Raw genomic sequence first — 14386 nt, 5'->3', positions numbered from 1 at the left:
TAGTCCAGCCGGCCGCTAGCGTCTAATATTAGATTTTTAATAACTGATATTGGTTGTATATCGCCATGGACTTGCGCCAGCTGCAGCAGTTTGTCGTGCTTGCCGAAACCGGCAACTTCCACCGCGCCGCCGAGCGCCTGCATATGGCGCAGCCGCCGCTATCGATCTCGATCCGCAAGCTCGAAGCGTCGCTGGGCGCGCCCCTGTTCGTGCGAACCACGCGTGGCGTGCGTCTGACCCAGGCGGGTGAGGCCGCCCTGAACGATGCCCGGCGCGCGCTGTTCCACGCAGAGCAGGCGCGCGCCGCCGCGCAGTCCGCGGCACATGGCGAGCGCGGGGCCCTGCGCGTGGGCTTTGTCGGATCGGCCACCTACGCACTGCTGCCGCGCCTGATTCCGGCGTTTCGCGGCGAACACCCTGGTATCGAACTGATCCTGCATGAATCGACGTCGGCCGCGATCCTTGACCGCATCGAACGCGGTCAGCTCGACGCCGGCCTGGTGCGCTTTCCGATCCTGAACAGCGGGCCCTTTCAGCTGCTGCCGCTGGAGTCCGATTCGTTCATGGCCGCCGTGCCCGCCGAAAGCCGCTTCGCCGCCCAGGACAGCATCGCGCTGAAGGCGCTGGCCGACGAACCGTTCATCATGCATCCCAGCGCCGATGTGCCGAATCTGCAGGCCGTGGCGATGCTGCTATGCCAGCAGGCCGGCTTTGTCCCCCGTATCACCCAGGAAGCGGTGCAGGTGCAGACCATCGTCAGCCTGGTGGAAAGCGGACTGGGCGTCGCACTGGTGCCGGGCGTGACCGCGCGCTACACCAACCGGCGGGTGCGCTTCCTGCGCCTGTCGAGCCCTCGCCCGACCAACCGCATCGGCATTGCGCTGGCCACGCAGCAGGACACCGACGACCGACATGTACAACGGTTTGTGTCCGTGGCGCGGTGGATTGCACAGGATGAGGCGGCTTCGGAATCGCCTGGCCTGTAGGCTTGGCAGTCCGATCCTCGCGTCGGCCGCGGCAACCGCAGCCGCGCGCGGAAAGTGCGATGCACCGCACTCACACATCACACGCATCCGCTCCAAATTTATTCAGCACGGACGCAAAGAAATTCATATCACGTCGTGATGCCAGGTCAGCCGATTCGGCCGCGCTGGCCAACCCTATCCCGACAACGGCCACTGCCCCATCAGCGGCGACACCATCCGCTTCTGTCACACGGGTGCATGTCTTGACACTTCGCATCGTCGTTCCTTTAATGAGTTACGCATAACCGGGTTCGCGTCCGGCAAGCCAGTTCATAAGCCGAGGGGAATATGGATTCAGGCAGCGTTGACGATTCACAGCGCAAAAAGGAAGAGACGCGCAGCTTCCTGTTTCTGACTGCCGTGATGGTGCCGGTACTGTCCGTCATCATCGTGGCCGGCTATGGCTTCATTGTCTGGATGAGCCAGCTGATCAGCGGACCACCCAAGCACTGACCGGCAGCGCGCCGGGCAAGAAAAGCGGATTGGCCCAAGGGCCAATTGCCAAAAGAAGGAAAACCTGCAAAAGCAGTCTTGTCAGGGGATCACGCATGCCTGAAAGACCTTCTATCCCGATTCATCCCGTTGCCTCGGATGACGAATGGCATATCGCCGGCATCATGGTGTTTGCCCATCCCGCCAACCTGGAGCGCGTGCGTCATGCCATCGACGCGATGACGGGCGCCGAGATCCACGCCGTCAGTGACGCAGGCAAGCTCGTGGTCACTGTGGAAGCCCCCACCTCGCAGGCCATCGTGGCCCAGCTCACGTGCCTGCATCAGCTGGAAGGGGTGATCTCCGCCACGCTCGTCTACCAGCACAACGAAGACGCCGCAGCCATGTACGAGGAGCTCTCCGATGCCAGTCACGCGCCGTGATTTCATCAAGCAGACCGCCATCGCGGCCACCGCATCGGTGGCCGGCGTCACGCTGCCTGGCGAAGCCGCCAACTTTGTCACGGACAGCGAAGTCACCAAACTGAAGTGGTCGAAGGCGCCGTGCCGGTTCTGCGGCACCGGCTGCGGGGTCACGGTTGCCGTGCGCGACAACAAGGTGGTGGCCACGCAGGGCGACCCGCAGTGCGAGGTCAACAAGGGCCTGAACTGCGTCAAGGGCTACTTCCTGTCGAAGATCATGTACGGGCAGGACCGGCTCACCCGGCCGCTGCTGCGCATGAAGAACGGCAAGTACGACAAGAATGGCGATTTCGCGCCAGTCAGCTGGGACCGTGCGTTCGACGAGATGGAGCAGCAGTTCAAGCGCGTGCTCAAGGAGAAGGGCCCCACGGCGGTGGGCATGTTCGGCTCTGGACAATGGACGATCTGGGAAGGGTACGCGGCGTCCAAGCTGATGAAGGCCGGCTTCCGAACGAACAACATCGACCCCAACGCGCGCCACTGCATGGCGTCGGCCGTGACCGGCTTCATGCGCACCTTCGGCATGGACGAGCCGATGGGCTGCTACGACGACTTCGAGAACGCCGATGCCTTCGTGCTCTGGGGCTCGAACATGGCCGAGATGCACCCGATCCTGTGGACCCGCATCACCGACCGCCGGCTGAGCCACCCCAAGACGCGCGTGGCGGTGCTGTCCACGTTCACGCACCGGTCCTTCGACCTGGCCGACCTGCCGATCATCTTCACGCCGCAGACCGACCTGGCGATGCTGAACTACATCGCTCACCACATCATCCAGACCAACCGGGTCAACAAGGACTTCGTCAACAAGCACACGGTCTTCAAGGAGGGCGTGACCGATATCGGCTACGGCCTGCGGCCGGACAACCCGCTGCAGAAGGCGGCCAAGAACGCCGGCAACCCCACCGACTCGAAGCCGATCACGTTCGACGAGTTCGCAAAATTCGTCTCCAAGTACGACGCCAATTACGTGAGCAAGCTGTCCGGCGTCCCCAAGGACAAGCTCCAGCAGCTGGCCGAACTCTATGCCGACCCCAACGTCAAGGTCATGTCGCTGTGGACCATGGGCTTCAACCAGCACACGCGTGGCACGTGGGTCAACAACATGGTCTACAACGTCCATCTGCTGACCGGCAAGATCGCCACGCCCGGCAATAGCCCGTTCTCGCTGACGGGCCAGCCGTCGGCCTGCGGCACCGCGCGCGAGGTGGGCACGTTCTCGCACCGACTGCCGGCCGACATGGTGGTGACCAATCCCAAGCATCGCGAGGAAGCCGAGCGCATCTGGAAGCTGCCGGCCGGCACGATTCCGGACAAGGTGGGCTACCACGCCGTGCTGCAGAACCGCATGCTCAAGGACGGCAAGCTCAACGCGTACTGGGTGCAGGTCAACAACAACATGCAGGCGGCCGCCAACATGATGCAGGAGGGGCTGCCCGGCTATCGCAACCCCGACAACTTCATCGTGGTCTCCGACGTCTACCCGACGGTCACCGCGCTGTCCGCCGACCTGATCCTGCCCAGCGCCATGTGGGTGGAAAAGGAAGGCGCCTACGGCAACGCCGAGCGCCGCACGCAGTTCTGGCACCAGCTGGTGGACGCGCCGGGCGAGGCGCGCTCCGACCTGTGGCAGCTGATGGAATTCTCCAAGCGGTTCAAAGTGGAGGATGTCTGGCCAGCGGACCTGATCGCCAAGCAGCCCGATGTGCGCGGCAAGACGCTGTTCGACGTGCTTTACCGCAACGGCAACGTCGACAAGTTCCCGATCAAGGAAGTCAGCAGCGAGTACCACAACGCCGAGGCCAAGGCCTTCGGGTTCTACGTGCAGAAGGGCCTGTTCGAGGAATACGCGGGCTTTGGCCGTGGCCACGGCCACGACCTGGCGCCCTTCGACGCCTACCACGAGGCACGCGGCCTGCGCTGGCCCGTGGTCAACGGCAAGGAAACGCGCTGGCGCTACCGCGAGGGCAGCGACCCCTACGTGAAGGCCGGCACCGGCTTCCAGTTCTATGGCAACCCGGACGGCAAGGCGGTGATCTTCGCCCTGCCCTACGAGCCGCCCGCCGAGGCGCCCGACAAGGAATACCCGTTCTGGCTGGCGACGGGCCGCGTGCTCGAACACTGGCACTCCGGGTCGATGACGCGCCGCGTGCCGGAGCTGTATCGCGCGTTCCCGAACGCCGTCTGCTTCATGCATCCCGAGGACGCCAAGGCCATGGGCCTGCGGCGCGGGGTGGAAGTGGAAGTGGTGTCGCGGCGCGGGCGCATGCGCACCCGCGTCGAAACGCGCGGACGCGACGCCCCGCCGCGTGGCCTGGTCTTCGTGCCCTGGTTCGACGCCAGCCAGCTCATCAACAAGGTCACGCTCGATGCCACCTGCCCGATCTCGCTGCAGACCGACTTCAAGAAGTGCGCAGTCAAGATCGTGAAGGTATGACAGACGCCATGAAGGAGACGCCATGAAGCCGAGCCGATCCTGGACAGCCCTGCTGGCGTTCGGCGCCTGGGTGCTGATTGCGGTGTTCACGCTGCTGGTGCCGCCGGCCGGCGCGCAGGGCCTGGTCGACGCGATGCGCGGCCCCACGCCGGTGGCCGACGAAACCAAGGCGCCGCTGCTGTATCCGACCGAGAACAAGGACGTCCGCCGCACGCGCAACTACACCATGCAGCCGCCGACAATCCCGCACAAGATCGACGGCTACCAGCTGGACAAGGATTTCAACCGCTGCATGTTCTGCCACGCGCGCACCAAGACTGAGGAAACGGGCGCGATTCCCGTCAGCATCACGCACTACATGGACCGCGACAACAACGTGCTGGCCGAAGTCTCGCCCCGGCGCTACTTCTGCACGCAATGCCACGTACCGCAGGCCGATGCCAAGCCACTGGTGAGCAACACGTTCGTCGATGTCGAGACGATGCTCAAGCGCAGCGGCGGCGAGAAGGGTGCCAAGGGCGCCAAGGGTGGCAGTGCCAAGGCTGACACCTCCAGCACGAAATAGCCGGACAGATCGGGGCAAGCGATGCAGCGCAGACTCTGGGATCTCATCAAACGCTACTGGCGCACGATCAACCGGCCCAGCGCGTACTTCAGCCTGGGCTTCTTGACCGTGGGCGGCTTCATCGCCGGCGTGCTGTTCTGGGGCGCATTCAACACGGCGCTGGAACTGACCAACACTGAGCAGTTCTGCACCGGTTGCCACGAAATGCGCGACAACGTCTACCAGGAGCTGCAGGGCACCATCCACTTCACCAACCGCAGCGGCGTGCGCGCCAAATGCTCGGACTGCCACGTTCCGCACAACTGGACCAGCAAGATGGCGCGCAAGATGCAGGCATCGAAGGAAGTCTGGGCCAAGATCTTCGGCACCGTGGACACGCGCGAGAAGTTCCAGGCACACCGGCTGGAACTGGCGCAGCACGAATGGGCGCGCTTCAAGGCCAACGACTCGCTGGAATGCCGCAACTGCCACGACTACCAGTCGATGGACTTCACGCGACAGAGCCCGCGCGCCCAGGCCATGCATTCCACCTATCTGGCCAACAAGGAAAAGACCTGCATCGATTGCCACAAGGGCATCGCGCACCGGCTGCCCGACGTTGCCAAGACCGAGGAACAGTGACGCCATGGCCGCTACGGTGCTGGAGGCCAGCGACCTGACTGTGCGGCGCATGGGCCGGGCCGTCTTTCGCGATGTGGCCATGGCGCTAGCGCCAGGCGGACTGCTGCAGGTCATCGGCCCCAATGGCGCCGGCAAGACCAGCCTGCTGCGCGTGCTCTGCAGCCTGCTGCAGCCGGCCACCGGGCGGCTGGCGTGGCACGGACGCACCGTGCATGCCGGCGACCCCGAGTATCTGGCGAGCCTGGCCTACGTGGGCCACACCAACGGCATCGACGCAGATCTCAGCGCCACCGAGAACCTGTCCTTTGCCGCCCGCATGGCCGGGCTGCGGCCCGGTGCCGATGCGCTGCGGCAGGCGCTGTCGCGGCTGGGCCTGGAAGCCGTGGCCGGCAAGGCCGTGCGTACGCTGTCGCAAGGCCAGCGCCGGCGGGTGTCGCTGGCCCGCCTGGCATTGGCGCCGCGCGCGCTGTGGCTGCTCGACGAGCCGCTGACGTCGGTAGACGACGCCGCTGCGGCACGGTTTCTGGAACTGCTGGCCGGCCATCTTGCGCAGGGCGGCATGGCGGTCATCGCCACTCACCAGCAGTTGCCGATGGCTGGCACTGTGCTGGAACTGGGCGCCACCCGCGCGCGCGCGTCATGATCGGCGCGCTGCGCGCCGTGGTGGCGCATGACCTGTCCATCGCGTGGCGGCGGCGCAGCAGCCTGCTCGCCAGCGTGGTGTTCTTCGTTATCGTGTCGAGCCTGTTTCCGCTGGCCATCGGGCCAGATCCGCAGCAGTTGCGCACGCTGGCGCCGGGCATACTCTGGGTGGCCGCGCTGCTGGCCTCGATGCTGTCGCTGTCGCGACTGTTCGCGCAGGAATACGCCGATGGCAGCCTCGATCAGCTGCTGCTCTCGCCGCATCCGCTGGCCCTGCTGGTGCTGGGAAAGATCTGCGCGCACTGGCTGACCAGCGGACTGCCGCTGCTGATCCTGACCCCGCTGCTGGCCCAGCAATACAGCCTGCCCGCCAGCGCCACACTGCTGCTGTCTGCGTCGCTGCTGGTTGGCACGCCCGCGCTGAGCCTGATCGGCGCAGTGGGCGCCGCGCTGACGCTGGGCGTGCGCGGCGGAGCGGTGCTGCTGTGCATCCTGGTGCTGCCGCTGTCGATTCCCGTGCTGGTCTTCGGCGCTGGTGCCGGCGCCGCGGCCGATGCCGGTCTCGACGTGGTGCCGCATTTCTCGCTGCTGGGCGCCTGCCTGGCGCTCTCGCTGCTGGTCTGCCCGCTGGCGGCGGCCGCGGGCCTCCGCATTGCGATGGAGTGACCGATGACCCGCCACGTCTCGCTGCCCGACGCATCGACCCGCCCCCCAACCGCCACGCGCACCCGCTGGACGCGCCTGGCCGCGCCGGTACGTTTCTATCCGCTGGCCGGCCGGCTGGCGCCCTGGTTCTTCGCGCTGGCCACCCTCTTCCTGACCGTCGGCCTCTGGATCGGCTTTGCCGTGGCCCCCACCGACGCGCAGCAGGGTGAGGTCTACCGGATCATCTTCATCCACGTGCCGGCCGCCTGGATGTCGATGTTCATCTACCTGGTGATGGCCGTGTACAGCGCCATGGCGCTGGTCCTGCGCACGCGGTTGTCGGCCATGATGGCGTCGGCGCTGGCGCCCACAGGCGCCATGTTCACGTTCCTGGCGCTGTGGACGGGCTCGCTGTGGGGCAAGCCTACCTGGGGAACGTGGTGGGTCTGGGATGCACGGCTAACGTCGGAACTGATCCTTCTGTTCCTCTACCTCGGCTTTATCGCGCTGGAATCCGCCATCGACGAACCACGCCGCGCGGAGCGTGCCAGCGCCTTGCTCGTGCTGGTGGGCGTGGTCAACCTGCCGGTGATCTACTTTTCCGTGCAATGGTGGAACACGCTCCACCAGGGCGCTTCGGTCAGCCTGACTGCGGCACCCACGATGGCCGCCACGATGCTGGCAGGCATGCTGGCGATGACGCTGGCCTGCTGGATGTACACGATTGCCGTCGCGCTGGTGCGCGTGCGCTGCATCCTGAGGGAGCGCGGCGAAATTCGGGAAGCGACGCCACGGGAGGCCACGCCATGAGCGGACACGCCGCCTACATCGCCGGCGCCTTCGGCGTCGCCTGCCTGGCCGTTGTGGCCGAACTGTTCTGGCTGGCCCGGCGCCGCGGGCAGCGCCACGCCGATCCGGACGACACGCCATGACGTCACGCCAGCGCCGCCTTGGGCTATTACTGGCCGCACTCGCCTGCGGCGGCGTCGCGCTCGCGCTGGTGCTCAACGCATTCCGCTCGAATCTGGTGTTCTTTTTCAGCCCCAGCCAGATTGCCGCGCACGAAGCGCCCGCTGCACGCCCGTTCCGGCTCGGCGGCCTGGTGGCACCGGGCTCGGTACAGCGGCAAGACGGCACACTGAAGATCCGCTTCGTTGTCACCGATACGCGCCACGACGTGCTGGTGGTCTATCAAGGGCTGCTGCCCGACCTGTTCCGCGAAGGCAAGGGCGTGGTCGCGCGCGGCACGCTCGATGCCAATGGCACCTTCGTGGCCAGCGAGGTACTGGCCAAGCACGACGAGAACTACATGCCGCCTGAAGCCGCCGAGGCGCTCAAGCGCGCCGCCAACGATGGAGCTGCCGCCGATGAGGCTGCCAACAACGGCGCCGCGAGCAGAAAAGCGCAACGATGAGCGTCGAACTCGGACACTTCGCCCTGATCTGCGCACTGCTCGCCGCGCTGGTGCAAGGGATGCTGCCGCTGGCAGGCGCCACCCGTGCGTTCGTGCCGTGGATGGCCCTGGCGCGGCCCGCCGCCGTGACGCAGGCTGCACTGGTGCTGGCGGCCTACGTGTCGCTAACGATGGCGTTCGTCGGCAACGACTTCAGCGTGCGCTACGTGGCGGCGAATTCCAACAGCGCATTGCCGTTGGTCTACCGCATGGCTGCCGTGTGGGGCGGCCATGAAGGCTCGATGTTGCTCTGGACGTTGATGCTGGCCGCCTGGTCGCTGGCCGTGGCCGTGTTCAGCCGCCGCCTGCCGCTGGCGTTCGTGGCGCGAGTGCTGGGCGTGATGGGGGCCATCAGCAGCGGCCTGCTGCTGTTCCTACTGTTTGCATCCAACCCGTTCATCCGGCTGCTGCCACGCGCCATGGAAGGCCGCGACCTGAATCCGCTGCTGCAGGACCCCGGCATGGTGTTCCACCCCCCGTTCCTCTACATGGGTTATGTGGGCTTTGCCGTGGCGTTCGCTTTCGCACTGGCCGCGCTGCTCGAAGGGCGCCTCGATGCCGCCTGGGCACGCTGGTCGCGGCCCTGGACCATCCTGGCCTGGATGTTCCTGACGGTGGGCATCGCGCTGGGCAGCATGTGGGCCTACTACGAACTGGGCTGGGGCGGCTGGTGGTTCTGGGACCCCGTGGAAAACGCCTCGTTCATGCCGTGGCTGGCGGGCACGGCACTGATCCACTCGCTGGCCGTGACCGAAAAGCGCGGCGCGTTTCGTGCCTGGACGGCGCTGCTGGCCATCTTCACGTTCTCGCTGAGCTTGCTCGGTACCTTCCTGGTGCGCTCCGGCGTGCTCACGTCTGTGCACGCGTTCGCGGTGGATCCCCGGCGCGGCATCTTCATCCTCACGCTGCTTGGCTTTGTCACCGGCCTGGCGCTGGCCATCTTTGCCTGGCGCGCCCCGCAACTAAAGCGCGGTACAGATTTCGGACTGGCTGCGCGCGAGACCTTCCTGCTGGCCAACAACGTACTGCTGGCCGTAGCCGCCTCGGCCGTGCTGCTGGGCACGCTGTATCCGCTGCTGCTCGATGTGCTGGACCTGGGCAAGGTGTCGGTGGGCCCCGCGTACTTCGAGCAGGTGTTCGTGCCACTGATGGCACCTGCCGTGCTGCTAATGGGTGCCGCGCCGCTGGCCCGCTGGCGACGTGGCGACCTGCCCCCCGTCGCAAGGCGACTACGCTGGGCGGCGGTGGCCAGCGTGTCGATCGGTACTGGATTGCTGCTGGTGCTGCGCAACCAGTCGGCGCTGACGGGCCTTGGCCTGACGCTGGCCATCTGGTGCGCGGCTACCGCGGTGGTGAGCCTGTCCGGGCGGCTCAGGCACGCGCCCGGCGCGTGGCGCGGGTTGCGGCAGCTGCCGGCCGGCTATTGGGGCATGCTGCTGGCGCATGTGGGCGTCGGGGTCTTTATCGCCGGCGTGACGCTGGTCAACAGCCAGGAAACCATGCGCGAGTCTCCGATGCGGCCTGGTGACACGGTGGCCGTCGATGGCTACACCTTCCGCTTCGACCGCGTGGTGCCGGTGGTGGGGCCCAACTACGAGGCGCTGCGCGGCATCATGACCGTCCACCGCGACGGCCGGCTGCTGACCACGCTGGCTACTGAGCGGCGCATCTACCGCAGCCAGGACATGCCTACCACCGAAGCCGCGATCGATACGGGCTTCACGCGCGACCTCTATGTGGCTATCGGTGAAGCGGCAGGCGAGAACACCTGGGCCGTGCGCATCTACGTGAAGCCATTCGTGAAGTGGATCTGGGCAGGCTGCGCGCTGATGGCGCTTGGCGGCCTGGTGGCGGTCTGCGACCGGCGATACCGGGTGCGGCGCGCGACGACGGTGCGTCAGGAATCCGCCTTGCCATCCATTCACCCTTCGCCCCAACCGCCAGCGCTGGCGCTGAAGCCCACCGAAGAAGGCCGGCCATGACGCGCTTCATCCTGCCGCTGGCCATCTTCCTGGCGATCGTCGTGGCGCTCGGCGCCGGGCTGCGCCATGACCCGCGCGAGCTGCCCTCGGCGCTGGTCGGACGGCCCGCCCCCGCGTTTGCGCTGCCCGTGCTCGACGCCCCGGGCAGTACGCAAACGCTGCGGGTGTCGGACCTGCGCGGCAAGGTGTGGATCCTCAACGTCTGGGCGTCTTGGTGCGCTGCCTGCCGCACCGAACACCCTGTGCTGGTGGACTTCGCCGCAAGATCGCCAGTGCCAGTCTACGGGCTCAACTACAAGGACACGATGCTCGCCGCCCAGGCCTGGCTGCGGCAGATGGGCAATCCCTACGTGCTATCGGGAGTCGACGCCGACGGGCGGGTCGGCATCGACTTCGGCGTCTATGGCGTGCCCGAGACCTACATCATCGACGCCCATGGCGTGGTGCGGTACCGACAAGTGGGGCCAGTGACACCGGACGTACTGGAACGGCAGATCAAGCCGCTGCTGCGGCAGCTGCAATCGGGGGGGCCTCGTGCGAATCCTGCCTAGACCGCCATTCAGGTGGCTGATGGCCTGTCTGCTGTCCGCACTGGCTTGGCAGGCCGCCGCGGCGCCACTGTCTGACGCCGAGCTCGATGCACGCGTCCACGCGCTCTCGCAGCAACTGCGCTGCCTGGTGTGCCAGAACCAGACCCTGGCCGATTCGAACGCAGAACTCGCGGTGGACCTGCGCCGGCAAATTCGCGCGCAACTGGCACAGGGCGCCAGCGATACGGCCATCAAGGATTACCTGGTGCAACGATATGGCGATTTTGTGCTCTACGATCCGCCGTTCAAGCCATCGACGTGGCTGCTGTGGCTGGGACCGTTTGTCTTGCTGGCGGTGGTGGCTGGCTGGCTCTGGCGAAGGCGGAAGCACCGGCCGTCGCTGTCCGCCCGGCCTCCCAACGCGGCGGCGGGGCGCAAGCCAGCTGTCGAAGAACCCGCACCGTACCATCCTCGCTCCAAATGGACCACCGCAACACTCTGCGTGATGCTGCCGCCGGCAGCCGCCATGCTCTACCTGCACCTAGGCAATCCGGCCGCCGTGATGCAGGTCGACGATGCGCACAGTCTGTCTGGCGATGCGCACACGCCCGAGATCGCACAGATCGAAGCCATGGTCGATCAACTGGCGCGGCGCCTGCAGGCCCAGCCTCAAGATGCCGATGGCTGGGCGATGCTGGCGCGGTCCTACACGGTGCTTGAACGGTTCGACGATGCGGCCGCGGCCTATGCCAGGGCCGTCGCGCTGGCCCCCGATGTGGCGGCATTGCGTGCCGACTACGCCGACGTGCTGGCCAGCCTCAATGGCGGCTCGCTCGAAGGCGCCGCCATGGAGCAGATCCGCACCGCGCTGGCTGCCGATCCCGACGATCCCAAGAGCCTGGCGCTGGCCGCCAGCGCAGCTGCGGAGCGCGGCGACGCCCGCAGCGCCATCGATTACTGGCAGCACCTGTACCGCTTGCTGCCGCCCGACTCGCAGACCGCCGCCCGCGTGGCCGCCAATCTTGCGGCGGCCCGGCAGACGAGCGGCAGCTCTACATCGTCGAAGTAATCGATTCAAGCGAACCAGTCGACTCAAGCAAATACCACCCAACTGCGCCACTTTGTCGTCCTGTGCGGCACCAGTGGGCCATCGCGGCGGAGCGCCACAAGGGTATCTGCGCGGCCCGCATCCACTTCGCGATCCGCCGGCTCGAAGATCGCCTCGCCACCACGCTGCTCCTGCGCGAGGCAGCGTCGAAGCAACCAACGGCCACCGCGCGCCGCGTTTACCCGTGCGCCATCCAGCTGCTGTCGATGTGGGACAGCCTTGTCGCTGAATCCACCGGTGCAAGCGACCCTTCCGCCACCAGCCACCCCGGCACCGACCGATCCCGCACCGGGCCGCGCGGCCGCCGGGTGGAGTCAGACAAACATCGTAGAATGGCCATTGGCTCGCATTCTGAGGATCGCCCCATGGCCGACCCCAACGGTCTGCATCACAAGACGTTCCTGCTGTTGCTGGCGGTGGTCACCATCGCATTTTTCTGGATTCTTCTGCCCTTCTACGGCGCAGTGTTCTGGGGTGCGGTGCTGGCCATCATCTTTGCGCCGCTGCAGCGGCGGCTGGTGGCGGCGCTGCGTGGCCGCAACAACATTGCCGCGCTGCTCACGTTGCTGCTGGTGCTGCTGCTTGTGATCCTGCCGATGATCGCGATCACGATGTCGCTGGTCCAGGAAGGCGTGAATCTCTACGACAACGTCCGTTCGGGCCGTATCAACTTCGGCCACTATTTCCAGTCCGCCGCCGACGCGCTGCCGCCTTTCGTGCGCGACATGCTGGCGCGCGCCGATCTGGCCAGCATTTCCGACGTCAAGGACAAGCTCAGCGCCAGTGCGCTGACCGCCAGCCAGATGCTGGCCACGCGCGCGCTGAGCATTGGCCAGAACACGGCCCAGTTCATGATCGGCTTCGGCATCATGCTGTACCTGCTGTTCTTCCTGCTGCGCGATGGCCCTCAGCTGTCGCGCCGGGTGCGCCTGGCCGTGCCGCTGAGCGCCGCCCACAAGCAGCACCTGATCCAGAAATTCACGACGGTCGTGCGCGCGACGGTCAAGGGCAATATCGCCGTGGCCGTGGTACAGGGCGTACTGGGCGGCGCCATCTTCGCGGTGCTCGGCATCCAGGGCGCGCTTCTGTGGGGCGTGGTAATGGCCTTCCTGTCCCTGCTGCCAGCGGTGGGCGCGGGGCTGATCTGGTCGCCGGTTGCAGTCTACTTCCTGCTGACCGGCTCGCTGCTCAAGGGCGGTGTGCTGATCGGCTTTGGCGTGCTGGTGATCGGCCTGGTGGACAACGTGCTGCGCCCCATCCTGGTGGGCAAGGACACCCAGATGCCGGACTACGTGGTCCTGATCTCCACGCTGGGCGGCATGGCGCTGTTCGGGCTGAACGGCTTTGTGATCGGGCCGCTGATCGCCGCGCTGTTCATCGCCTGCTGGGACCTGAACAACGCCGAAGACCCGGCCGCCCCCTGACACCCGCCCAGGAGACGCCGTGGACAGACTGCAGGCAATGAAGACCTATGTGGCCGTGGTGGAATGCGGCGGCTTCACGCCGGCTGCGCGCAAGCTCGATGCGTCGCTGAGCGTGGTCAGCCGGATCGTGACCGACCTGGAAACGCATCTGGGCGTGCGCCTGCTCACGCGCACCACGCGCGTGGTGCGCCCCACCGCCACGGGCGCCGCGTACTACGAGAACTGCCGCCGCATCCTGGCCGAGATCGACGACGCCGAACTGGCCGCCGCCGGCACGCACGACGCACCGCGCGGCCGGCTGTCGATCACCGCGTCGGTGCTGTTCGGCCGGCGCTTTGTCACACCGGTGGTGGTCGAGTACCTGCGCCGCTATCCGGAAGTGGATGTCGACTGCCTGTTCATCGACCGCGTGGTGAATTTCATCGACGAGGGCATTGACGTTGGCGTGCGCATTGGTGCGCTACCCAGCTCGTCGCTGCAGGCCATCCCGGTAGGCCACGTGCGGCGCGTGGTCTGCGCCGCGCCGGACTACCTGGCGCAGCACGGCACGCCCACGTCGCCTGACGACCTGGCGCACCATGCGGTGATCCAGACCACGGGCATTTCCACTGCGCCCGAATGGCGCTTCATGCGCGACGGCGATCCGTTGCCCATACGGCTGGCCCCGCGCATGGCCACGACCACCAACGATTCGGCGATTGCCGCCACCGTGGCCGGCTTCGGGCTGACGCGCGTGCTGTCCTACCAGATTGCCGACGAACTGCGCGACGGCAAGCTGCGGGTCGTGCTGGAAGACTACGAGCCGGCGCCGTTGCCGATCCACGTCATCCACCGCGAGGGCAGGCACGCCATGCACAAGGTGCGCGCCTTTATCGACCTGGCCGTGGACCTGCTGCGCGGCCAGGTGTCGCTGAACACCTCCGACACCCCCCAAGCCCGCTGATTCTTCTGGATTTTGCAAGAGTCCCTTCGCGCGTCACCCGTTTTTCCTAGCAAGCCGGCTGTCTATAGTCGATCCGTACGCAGCGTTTGCGTCCGAC

At 66.5% G+C, this 14386-nt stretch carries 16 protein-coding genes; all 16 read left to right on the top strand.

From position 1 onward, the window contains the following. The first annotated feature begins 65 nt into the window (after positions 1 to 65). The 16 genes from CYJ10_RS30355 (at position 66) to CYJ10_RS30280 (ending at position 14289) form a co-directional block, all read left to right on the top strand. On the top strand, positions 66 to 986 hold the full coding sequence (locus CYJ10_RS30355; protein WP_101685169.1) for a LysR family transcriptional regulator: 921 nt from the start codon (positions 66 to 68) through the stop codon (positions 984 to 986). Positions 987 to 1313: 327 nt separating this feature from the next. Beyond that, the gene (napE, locus tag CYJ10_RS30350) at positions 1314 to 1478 is read left to right on the top strand and encodes a periplasmic nitrate reductase, NapE protein (RefSeq protein ID WP_101685146.1); all 165 of its coding nucleotides are present in this window, start codon (positions 1314 to 1316) and stop codon (positions 1476 to 1478) included. Positions 1479 to 1573: 95 nt separating this feature from the next. After that, entirely contained in the window at positions 1574 to 1900 is a 327-nt protein-coding gene (locus CYJ10_RS30345; RefSeq protein WP_101685145.1) for a chaperone NapD, read from the top strand. Next, positions 1881 to 4376 carry a periplasmic nitrate reductase subunit alpha gene (napA, locus tag CYJ10_RS30340; protein ID WP_101685144.1) on the top strand — a complete coding sequence of 832 codons (2496 nt, stop codon included), beginning with the start codon at positions 1881 to 1883 and terminating at the stop codon, positions 4374 to 4376. The genes CYJ10_RS30345 and napA overlap by 20 nt, the downstream gene beginning before the upstream one ends. A gap of 22 nt (positions 4377 to 4398) precedes the next feature. After that, positions 4399 to 4941, top strand: a complete 543-nt coding sequence (locus tag CYJ10_RS30335) for a nitrate reductase cytochrome c-type subunit (protein ID WP_101685143.1) — start codon at positions 4399 to 4401, stop codon at positions 4939 to 4941. A gap of 21 nt (positions 4942 to 4962) precedes the next feature. Then, the gene (locus tag CYJ10_RS30330; RefSeq protein ID WP_101685142.1) at positions 4963 to 5562 is read left to right on the top strand and encodes a NapC/NirT family cytochrome c; all 600 of its coding nucleotides are present in this window, start codon (positions 4963 to 4965) and stop codon (positions 5560 to 5562) included. A 4-nt stretch (positions 5563 to 5566) separates the two neighbouring features. Next, the gene (gene ccmA / locus CYJ10_RS30325; protein WP_101685141.1) at positions 5567 to 6205 is read left to right on the top strand and encodes a cytochrome c biogenesis heme-transporting ATPase CcmA; all 639 of its coding nucleotides are present in this window, start codon (positions 5567 to 5569) and stop codon (positions 6203 to 6205) included. Further along, positions 6202 to 6870: a heme exporter protein CcmB gene (ccmB, locus tag CYJ10_RS30320; protein ID WP_101685140.1), complete on the top strand. Its 669-nt coding sequence runs from the start codon at positions 6202 to 6204 to the stop codon at positions 6868 to 6870. Before ccmA ends, ccmB begins: the two co-directional genes overlap by 4 nt. A 3-nt stretch (positions 6871 to 6873) precedes the next feature. Then, positions 6874 to 7659 (top strand): heme ABC transporter permease CcmC, encoded by a 786-nt coding sequence (gene ccmC / locus CYJ10_RS30315; RefSeq protein WP_101685139.1) that lies wholly within the window; start codon positions 6874 to 6876, stop codon positions 7657 to 7659. Continuing rightward, positions 7656 to 7781: a heme exporter protein CcmD gene (gene ccmD, locus CYJ10_RS30310; protein WP_101685138.1), complete on the top strand. Its 126-nt coding sequence runs from the start codon at positions 7656 to 7658 to the stop codon at positions 7779 to 7781. Before ccmC ends, ccmD begins: the two co-directional genes overlap by 4 nt. Then, positions 7778 to 8263: a cytochrome c maturation protein CcmE gene (gene ccmE / locus CYJ10_RS30305; protein WP_101685137.1), complete on the top strand. Its 486-nt coding sequence runs from the start codon at positions 7778 to 7780 to the stop codon at positions 8261 to 8263. The genes ccmD and ccmE overlap by 4 nt, the downstream gene beginning before the upstream one ends. Continuing rightward, the gene (locus CYJ10_RS30300; RefSeq protein WP_101685136.1) at positions 8260 to 10284 is read left to right on the top strand and encodes a heme lyase CcmF/NrfE family subunit; all 2025 of its coding nucleotides are present in this window, start codon (positions 8260 to 8262) and stop codon (positions 10282 to 10284) included. The genes ccmE and CYJ10_RS30300 overlap by 4 nt, the downstream gene beginning before the upstream one ends. Next, positions 10281 to 10835 carry a DsbE family thiol:disulfide interchange protein gene (locus CYJ10_RS30295; protein WP_101685135.1) on the top strand — a complete coding sequence of 185 codons (555 nt, stop codon included), beginning with the start codon at positions 10281 to 10283 and terminating at the stop codon, positions 10833 to 10835. The genes CYJ10_RS30300 and CYJ10_RS30295 overlap by 4 nt, the downstream gene beginning before the upstream one ends. A 19-nt stretch (positions 10836 to 10854) precedes the next feature. Then, positions 10855 to 11883 carry a cytochrome c-type biogenesis protein CcmH gene (locus tag CYJ10_RS30290; RefSeq protein ID WP_101685134.1) on the top strand — a complete coding sequence of 343 codons (1029 nt, stop codon included), beginning with the start codon at positions 10855 to 10857 and terminating at the stop codon, positions 11881 to 11883. A 404-nt stretch (positions 11884 to 12287) separates the two neighbouring features. After that, positions 12288 to 13346: an AI-2E family transporter gene (locus CYJ10_RS30285; RefSeq protein WP_101685168.1), complete on the top strand. Its 1059-nt coding sequence runs from the start codon at positions 12288 to 12290 to the stop codon at positions 13344 to 13346. 19 nt (positions 13347 to 13365) lie between these two features. Beyond that, positions 13366 to 14289 carry a LysR family transcriptional regulator gene (locus CYJ10_RS30280; protein ID WP_101685133.1) on the top strand — a complete coding sequence of 308 codons (924 nt, stop codon included), beginning with the start codon at positions 13366 to 13368 and terminating at the stop codon, positions 14287 to 14289. Positions 14290 to 14386: the final 97 nt, after the last annotated feature.

This window comes from Cupriavidus pauculus (assembly GCF_002858765.1).
Classification (GTDB): Bacteria; Pseudomonadota; Gammaproteobacteria; order Burkholderiales; family Burkholderiaceae; genus Cupriavidus; species Cupriavidus pauculus_B.
Note: the sequence above shows the minus strand (reverse complement) of the source record. Positions and strands in the feature narration are given on the sequence as shown.

Bases quoted from the DNA above. Each gene is read 5' to 3' on its own strand.
- napA (WP_101685144.1), top strand. From the start codon at position 1,881: ATGCCAGTCACGCGCCGTGATTTCATCAAGCAGACCGCCATCGCGGCC.
- ccmE (WP_101685137.1), top strand. From the start codon at position 7,778: ATGACGTCACGCCAGCGCCGCCTTGGGCTATTACTGGCCGCACTCGCC.
- CYJ10_RS30345 (WP_101685145.1), top strand. From the start codon at position 1,574: ATGCCTGAAAGACCTTCTATCCCGATTCATCCCGTTGCCTCGGATGAC.
- ccmB (WP_101685140.1), top strand. From the start codon at position 6,202: ATGATCGGCGCGCTGCGCGCCGTGGTGGCGCATGACCTGTCCATCGCG.
- CYJ10_RS30330 (WP_101685142.1), top strand. From the start codon at position 4,963: ATGCAGCGCAGACTCTGGGATCTCATCAAACGCTACTGGCGCACGATC.
- CYJ10_RS30290 (WP_101685134.1), top strand. From the start codon at position 10,855: ATGGCCTGTCTGCTGTCCGCACTGGCTTGGCAGGCCGCCGCGGCGCCA.
- ccmC (WP_101685139.1), top strand. From the start codon at position 6,874: ATGACCCGCCACGTCTCGCTGCCCGACGCATCGACCCGCCCCCCAACC.
- CYJ10_RS30300 (WP_101685136.1), top strand. From the start codon at position 8,260: ATGAGCGTCGAACTCGGACACTTCGCCCTGATCTGCGCACTGCTCGCC.
- CYJ10_RS30285 (WP_101685168.1), top strand. From the start codon at position 12,288: ATGGCCGACCCCAACGGTCTGCATCACAAGACGTTCCTGCTGTTGCTG.
- ccmA (WP_101685141.1), top strand. From the start codon at position 5,567: ATGGCCGCTACGGTGCTGGAGGCCAGCGACCTGACTGTGCGGCGCATG.
- napE (WP_101685146.1), top strand. From the start codon at position 1,314: ATGGATTCAGGCAGCGTTGACGATTCACAGCGCAAAAAGGAAGAGACG.
- ccmD (WP_101685138.1), top strand. From the start codon at position 7,656: ATGAGCGGACACGCCGCCTACATCGCCGGCGCCTTCGGCGTCGCCTGC.
- CYJ10_RS30335 (WP_101685143.1), top strand. From the start codon at position 4,399: ATGAAGCCGAGCCGATCCTGGACAGCCCTGCTGGCGTTCGGCGCCTGG.
- CYJ10_RS30295 (WP_101685135.1), top strand. From the start codon at position 10,281: ATGACGCGCTTCATCCTGCCGCTGGCCATCTTCCTGGCGATCGTCGTG.
- CYJ10_RS30355 (WP_101685169.1), top strand. From the start codon at position 66: ATGGACTTGCGCCAGCTGCAGCAGTTTGTCGTGCTTGCCGAAACCGGC.